This is a genomic window from Pseudomonas sp. NPDC089392, assembly GCF_044749595.1.
Taxonomy (GTDB): Bacteria; Pseudomonadota; Gammaproteobacteria; order Pseudomonadales; family Pseudomonadaceae; genus Aquipseudomonas.
Genome location: NZ_JBIVIF010000016.1, coordinates 100,432 through 107,406, shown reverse-complemented (window position 1 = coordinate 107,406; position 6,975 = coordinate 100,432). Strand labels below are relative to the sequence as shown.

Annotated in this window: 5 protein-coding genes; 1 reads left to right on the top strand and 4 read right to left on the bottom strand. The window is 64.9% G+C overall.

Annotation, left to right across the window (positions count from 1 at the left end):
* Nucleotides 1–150: 150 nt before the first annotated feature.
* A complete protein-coding gene (locus ACIP1G_RS15880) occupies nt 151–1,029 on the bottom strand; it encodes a DMT family transporter (protein ID WP_400738685.1) in 879 nt (292 codons plus the stop codon).
* A 247-nt stretch (nt 1,030–1,276) separates the two neighbouring features.
* Here ACIP1G_RS15880 and ACIP1G_RS15875 point away from each other — a divergent pair, with 247 nt between their 5' ends.
* Entirely contained in the window at nt 1,277–2,101 is an 825-nt protein-coding gene (locus ACIP1G_RS15875; RefSeq protein WP_400738683.1) for an aldo/keto reductase, read from the top strand.
* A gap of 185 nt (nt 2,102–2,286) precedes the next feature.
* Here ACIP1G_RS15875 and ACIP1G_RS15870 read toward each other — a convergent pair whose 3' ends face one another.
* From ACIP1G_RS15870 to ACIP1G_RS15860, 3 genes are all read right to left on the bottom strand, one after another.
* Complete coding sequence (locus ACIP1G_RS15870) at nt 2,287–4,383, bottom strand: putative bifunctional diguanylate cyclase/phosphodiesterase (protein ID WP_400738680.1); 2,097 nt, start codon at nt 4,381–4,383, stop codon at nt 2,287–2,289.
* A 152-nt stretch (nt 4,384–4,535) separates the two neighbouring features.
* Nucleotides 4,536–5,030 carry a GNAT family N-acetyltransferase gene (locus tag ACIP1G_RS15865; protein WP_400738678.1) on the bottom strand — a complete coding sequence of 165 codons (495 nt, stop codon included), beginning with the start codon at nt 5,028–5,030 and terminating at the stop codon, nt 4,536–4,538.
* Between the two features lie 332 nt (nt 5,031–5,362).
* Nucleotides 5,363–6,850 carry an aldehyde dehydrogenase family protein gene (locus ACIP1G_RS15860; RefSeq protein ID WP_400738675.1) on the bottom strand — a complete coding sequence of 496 codons (1,488 nt, stop codon included), beginning with the start codon at nt 6,848–6,850 and terminating at the stop codon, nt 5,363–5,365.
* Nucleotides 6,851–6,975: the final 125 nt, after the last annotated feature.

Genomic DNA, 6,975 nt, shown 5'->3' with positions numbered 1-6,975 from the left:
GTGGGTGGCCCCCCCCCCCCCCCCCCCCCCCCCCCCCCCCCCCCCCCCCCCCGCCCCCCCCCCCCCCCCCCCCCCCCCCCCCCCCCCCCCCCCCCCCCCCCCCCCCGCTCCTACAAGGGTCCGCGTTGACCTGGCAACCGGTACAGGTAATTACTTACCCCGCTGCATCCACGCCGCCCCCAACCCACTGAGGCAGATCACCGAAATACCCACCAGGCTCAGGGTATCCGGCACCTGGCTGTACACTACAAACCCGAGCAACCCGGCAAACACGATCTGGCAGTAGCTGAACGGCGCCAGCAGCGCCGGTGCCGCATGACGGAACGCCTGGGTCAGCAGCAGGTGCGCGGTCATGCCAAACCCACCCAGCGCCAGCATCAGCAACGCGTGGTCCCACCGCGGCACTTCCCAGAAGAACGGTACCAGCGCACTCATCGCCAGCGTGTTGCACAGCCCTGCGTAGAAGTTGCTGGTGGTCGGGCTGTCATGCGCAGCGAGGATGCGCGTGAGCAACTGATAGAAGCAGAAACCCAACGCCGAGCCGAACGGGTACAGGATGGCCGGGGTGAACATCGCCCCACCCGGGTGCACCACCACCAGCACGCCGATAAAGCCCAGCACCACCGCCACCCACTGCCCCACCGTCACCCGCTCTTTCAGCAGCGGCGCCGACAACGCGGTAACCAGCACCGGTGCCAGGAAGTTGACCGCAGTGGCCTCAGCCAATGGCAGGTACTGCAGGCCGGTGGTGAACAGCAGGCTGGTGCTCAGCAGGCTCAGCGCCCGTAACGTCTGCAAGACCGGGCGGCGCGTGCGCAGCACGTTGAGGCCGGACTTGGGCAGGAAGATGCCGGCCATCAGCAGCGTATGCACGACATAACGCGCCCACACCACCATGACGATCGGGTACAGGCCGCCCAGGAACTTGGACAGGGCATCGTGGCTGGCGAACAGGAACGTCGCCACCACCACCAGGGCGATGCCGCGCAGGGGTTGGTTGACGCCGGACAGCGGTGTGCTGGAACTCATGGCTCTCTCGATGACGGCGTGGCGGCATGCCACGCCCGGGGAAGGCCGCGCAGGCGTGACCTGGCGGATGCAACAGCTCGGATTCTAGAAGAGATGCCGCAGCATAAGGAAGTTCAATTGCCGCTTGTCCAGGCCAATTGCAATTTCCGTTCGCTGATCGACCACTTTCCACCCCGCACGCATGGCCCGTGTGGTGCTGATCGCCGACCATCGAGCGCGAACCCTGCACACCCTACAAGGACTTTACATGCATAGGCTCACCACCCGTAACGGCCTGGATCTGGCCGCAGTCGGCCTGGGCACCTGGCCAATGACCGGCACCGAGTGCTCCCAGGCCGTGCGCCAGGCGCTTGAAGTGGGTTACCGGCACATCGACACCGCCACCGCCTACGACAACGAAGCTGCCGTCGGCCAAGCCCTGCGCGACAGCGACGTGCCGCGCGAGCAGATCCACCTGACCACCAAGGTCTGGTGGGACCGCCTGGAGCCCAAGGCCATGCGCCAGTCGCTGGAAGACAGCCTGCGCGCGCTGGGTACCGAACAGGTCGACCTGTTCCATATCCACTGGCCAGGCAAGGACTGGGACCTGGCCCGCAGCATCGACACCCTGGTAGCACTGCGCGACGAAGGCAAGGCGCGCCACATTGGCGTGGCCAACTTCCCGCTGGGGCTGCTACGCCAGGTGGTCGAGACCTTGGGTGCACCGTTGTCGGCGATCCAGGTGGAATACCACCTGTTGCTCGATCAGCAACCGCTGCTCGACTACGCCCGCCGCCACGATCTGCTGCTCACCGCCTACACCCCACTGGCCCGCGGCCAGGCAGCGGCGCAGCCGGTGATCCAGGCCATTGCCCGCAAGCATGGCGTGCTGCCCAGCCAGGTGGCGCTGAAGTGGCTGCTGGACCAGGACGGCGTGGCGGCGATCCCCAAGGCCAGCAGCCGCGACAACCAGCTGGCCAACCTGGCGGCGTTGAACGTGCAGCTGGATGACGAAGACCGCGCGGCGATTGCCGGGCTGCCGAAGGACCAGCGTGTGGTCAGCCCGGCGTTTGCGCCGGACTGGAATAGCTAACTCGAAGCCTGCCCTGCGCCGAACCTGAATCTTTGTGCTGCCCCTGTGGGAGCGGGTTCACCCGCGAACACCGGCGCAGCCGGTGCCAGCCTCCGTGTCGCCTGCTTTTTCGCGGGTGAACCCGCTCCCACAGGTACTGCATAGGCTGATCGGCTGCGGTGATTCTGCAGGAGCGCGCAAGGGCTCTATTCCAGCGTCACCACCTGCTTCAACCGCTCACTCGCCGGCGCCGGCCGCCCGTACAGGTAGCCCTGGAAGTGCGAACACCCCTCCGCCGCCAACCGGCGCATCTGCTCTTCCGACTCCACCCCTTCAGCCGTGGTCTTGATCATCAGGCTGTTGGACAAGTCGGTAATGGCGCGGATGATCGACATCGCCTCGCGGCTGTCGCACATGTCATGCACGAACGACTTGTCGATCTTGATCCGGTCGAACGGGAACGAACGCAAGTAGCCCAGCGATGAGTAGCCAGTACCGAAATCGTCCAGCGAAATGGACACGCCCAGGTCCTTCAGCGCACGCAAGGTACGCACGTTTTCCTCGCTGTTGCCCAACAGCACCGATTCGGTGATTTCCAGCTCCAGGCGCCGCGCCGGCAAGCCCGAGTCGGCCAGCGCCAGTGCGACGATGTGGACCAGGTTGCCATTCTTGAACTGCACCGCCGACAGGTTGACCGACACCGTCTGCTCGCTGTCCCAGCTGGCCGCCTCCTGGCAAGCCAGGTTCAGCGCGCGGGTACCGAGTTCGTGGATCAGCCCGGTTTCTTCGGCAATGGGGATGAAGTCCATGGGCATGACCATGCCACGGGTCGGGTGCTCCCAACGCAGCAGCGCCTCATAACCGGTGACACTGCTGGTCTGCTGGTCGACCACCGGCTGGTAGTGCAACTGCAACTGGCCCAGGTGCAGCGCGGTGCGCAGGTCGGTTTCCACCAGGCGGCGCTGGCGGGCGGCGACGTCCAGCTCGACGTCGAAGCACTCGTAACGGTTGCGACCGTTGCGCTTGGCCTCGTACAAAGCCATGTCGGCATAACCCAGCAATTGCTCGGCCTGGTCACTGTCATCCGGGGCAATGGCAATGCCGATGCTCACCCCTACAGTGAACTGATGCCCTTCGATCTGGAACGGCGGGCAAATGGCATTGATCAGCCGCTGCGCGGTGTTGCACGCAGCTTCGCGGCCCTCCAGCCCGGTCAGTACCACGGCAAATTCGTCGCCGCCCAGGCGGGCCAGGGTGTCGTGCTCACGCAGCTCGCGGCGCAGGCGCTTGCCCAGGGCGCGCAGCAGTTTGTCGCCAAAGGCATGGCCCAGGGAGTCGTTGATGTTCTTGAAGTTGTCCAGGTCCAGGCACAGCGCGGCGGTCAGCTTGGCGTTTTCGCTGCCGCGCACCAGCGCCTGGCGCAGGCGCTCGTGGAACAGCGTGCGGTTGGGCAGGCCGGTGAGCGCGTCATGGTGCGCCATGTGGTGGATCTGCGCATGGGCGGCCAGTTCTTCGGTGGCGTCTTCGGCAACAAACAGCACGTAGTCGGCCTGGCCCTCGCGGTTCTGGCTGAGCAAGGTGCGGCTGCGCAGGGTACGTGGGCCACGGGCGGTGTCGACACGGGTTTCGGCGGCATGGCCCTTGCCGCTGCGGGCACCCCGCGCCAGCTGCTGTTCCAGGTAGTCGGCAGCGGCCGGTGCCAGGCACTCGCCAGGCAGCAGGCCGATCATGCTGCGCTGCGGCCCGCCGAACAGCCGTTCGGCCTGCTGATTGGCCAACAGGATGCGCTGGCTTTCCAGGTCCTGAACGATGACGCTGGCGGGGATATTGGCGATCACCGAATCAAGAAACTGCGACAGCTTGGCCATTTCCTGGCTGTACTGCTCGGCCAGCTCCTTGGCTTGCAGCAGCTCCAGCTCCTGGCGGTGGCGCTCGGAAATGTCACGGGTAACCTTGGCGAAACCCACCAGTTGCCCAGCATCGTCATATACGGCGTCGATCACCACATGGGCCTGGAAGGCCGAGCCGTCCTTGCGCAGGCGTGAACCGACTTCCTCAAAACGCCCGGTGTTGCGCGCCTGCTCCAGGTTAAGCCCAGGCAAACCGGCTGCGCGCTCGGCATCGGTGTAAAACAACGAATAATGCTGGCCGACGATTTCCTCGGCATGGTAGCCCTTGGCGCGCTGGGCACCGGGGTTCCAGTTGGCGACGATACCTTCGGGGGTGAGCAGGTAGATGGCATAGTCCACCACGCTCTGGATCAACAGCCGGTACATGATGTCGGGGCTTGCGACTAGCGACATGAACTTTTACCTGAACCTTCGAAGGGCATGAAAAGGATTGATGGCATTATGCCTCTGATGAGAATTTTGTGAAGTAGCTCACAAAAAGAGCCTGTTTCCTTCATGCCACCGCGTCGCCTGCTTCGCGGGCACGCCCGCTCCCACAGATACGGCTAATGGCGGGCGCCGGTCACCAGGAAATTGAGCAAGTCCGGTTCATCATCCAAGGCAATGGCCTGTGCCGGGCGCGACAGGTTCGCCAGTACCGCGTTGCAGAACGCCACGGCGGGCGGGTCCTGTGCGTAGCAGCGCAGCAGCCAGTCGCCCTCGCCGCCCAGCAGTTGCAACGCCACCGCCTGGCCAATGCCCTGGCGGCGGTACTTTTTCAGGATGAACAGGTCGGCCAGTTCGAGCGCGTCGATGCCCGGCAACTCGCTGCGCTCGACCAGCACGAAACCGGCAATAAAGCCATCCGCCAGCACCAGATAGGCGGCCCAGCCGTGGTCTTGCCAGTAGCGCTGCAGGTGCTCGTCGTGGACGTAGAAGCGGCCGTCCACCTCGACGTCTTCCTGCTCCCAGTCGGAGGATTCGTAGGAATAGAACTGGTACAGGTTGCGGATCAGCGGGGCCTGGTCGGCGGTGGTGGGCAGCAGCGCGATGGGCAGCATGATGGGGCGGGGCTCGGGTAAAAACTGAATTCTACCCTGCGCAAAACCTGAAAGCTGCCGCGATCCCTGTAGGAGCGGCTTTAGCCGCGAACACCGGCAAAGCCGGTGCCATACAACGCGTCGCCATCTTCGCGGGTAAACCCGCTCCTACATTGATCGGGGGTGCACACATATCGGCGGTTCGGCACAGGCCGTTGTAGGAGCGGGTTCACCCGCGAAGAGGCCGGGGCTGCTGGCCAATATTCCTGGTTATGCATCGTCGCAGCCGCCACCGCATTCGCGGCGGTTCGACGCCTCGATAAACCCGCTCCTACATAGGTAGCGCAAGCTATTCAGTAACGAATCATCACCGACTTCAGCTCGGTGTAATCCTCGATGAACGCACTGCCAAACTCGCGCCCTACCCCGGATGCCTTGGTCCCGCCAAACGGCACCGCCGGGTCGAGGAAGGTGTGCATGTTGACCCACACCGTGCCCGCCTCGATCTGCGGGATCAGGCGCAGGGCCTTGGACAGGTCGTTGGTCCACAGGCTGGCGGTCAGTCCATAAGGGCTGTCGTTCATCAACTCCAGCAACTGCGCTTCGTCATCAAACGGCAGCACGCAAACGATGGGGCCGAACGTTTCCTCATGCAGCAGCGGGTCACCGGCGCCATTGGCCAACACCACCGTGGGCTCGACGAAGTAACCCGGGCGCTCGACGGCCCTGGCCCCGCACACCACGGTATTGCTGGCCCGGGCGCGGTCGAAGAAGCCGAGAATCTTCTGCAAGTGTGCCGCATTGGCCAAGGGCCCGAACTGGGCGTCCGGGTCCAGTGCCGAGCCAATCTTCAATTGCCCCAGCGCAGCGGCCAGCTTGGCAGTGAACTCATCCACCCGGCTGCGATGCACATACAGCCGCTCGGGCGAGGCACACACCTGCCCCTGGTGCACATAAGCGGTTTGCACGATGCCAGCCACCGCACTATCCATGTCCACATCGGCCAGCAGCGCCGCAGCGTTCTTGCCGCCCAGCTCCAGGGTGGCGCGGGTCAGGTTGGCCGCCATGGCTGCCTTGCCCACGGCGATACCGGTCGGCACGGAACCTGTGAACGCCACCTTGGCCACCTCGGGGTGTTCGATCAACAACTGCCCCACCTGGCCGCGCCCGTTGACCACGTTGAGCGCGCCGGCCGGTACCCCGGCTTCGACTGCCAGCTCGGCGATACGCAGCAAGGTCAGCGGGGTAAATTCGCTAGGTTTGACCACGATGGTGCAGCCGGTGACCAGTGCCGAGGCGATCTTCCAGATACCTATCATCACCGAGAAATTCCACGGCACGATCCCGGCCACCACGCCCACCGGCTCGCGCAGGGTGAAGGCGGTGTAGCGTTCGCCGCCAAACGACGGGAGCGACGGGGTCATGGTCTGGCCGGTGATCTTGCTCGCCCAGCCGGCGAAATAGCGCAAGAACACCACGCTCTGGGCAATTTCCAGCCCGCGCGACAGGTTGATCGACTTGCCCGAGCACAGGGTTTCCAGTTGGGCGAGCTCCTCGGCATTGGCCTCGATCAGGTCGGCCAGGCGGTTCAGCACTACGCCTTTCTGGTACGGCGACACCTCGGCCCAGCTGCCCTTGAAGGCTTGCCGGGCGCTGCACACGGCTTGCGCCACCTCGGCTGCGGTCGCCTCGGCGACACGGCTGACGACCGCGCCACTGGACGGGTCGTGAATGTCCACCGTTGGCCCGGTTTCGCCGGCCTGGTAACGGCCCTCGATGAAATGGCCATGGGGCCTGGCGAGGAACTCGACCACGGCGGGTAACAGCGGGATATCGCTCATGACATGCACTCCTGGATGGCGGCGCCAACGTGGCGACGGGCCGATCTTCAAGCGCCCGCCTACCCGCCTGCCAGCCCTGCACGGCGTTTTGTCAGGCAGCCTCAAGAGAATGTCACGCAGGCCAA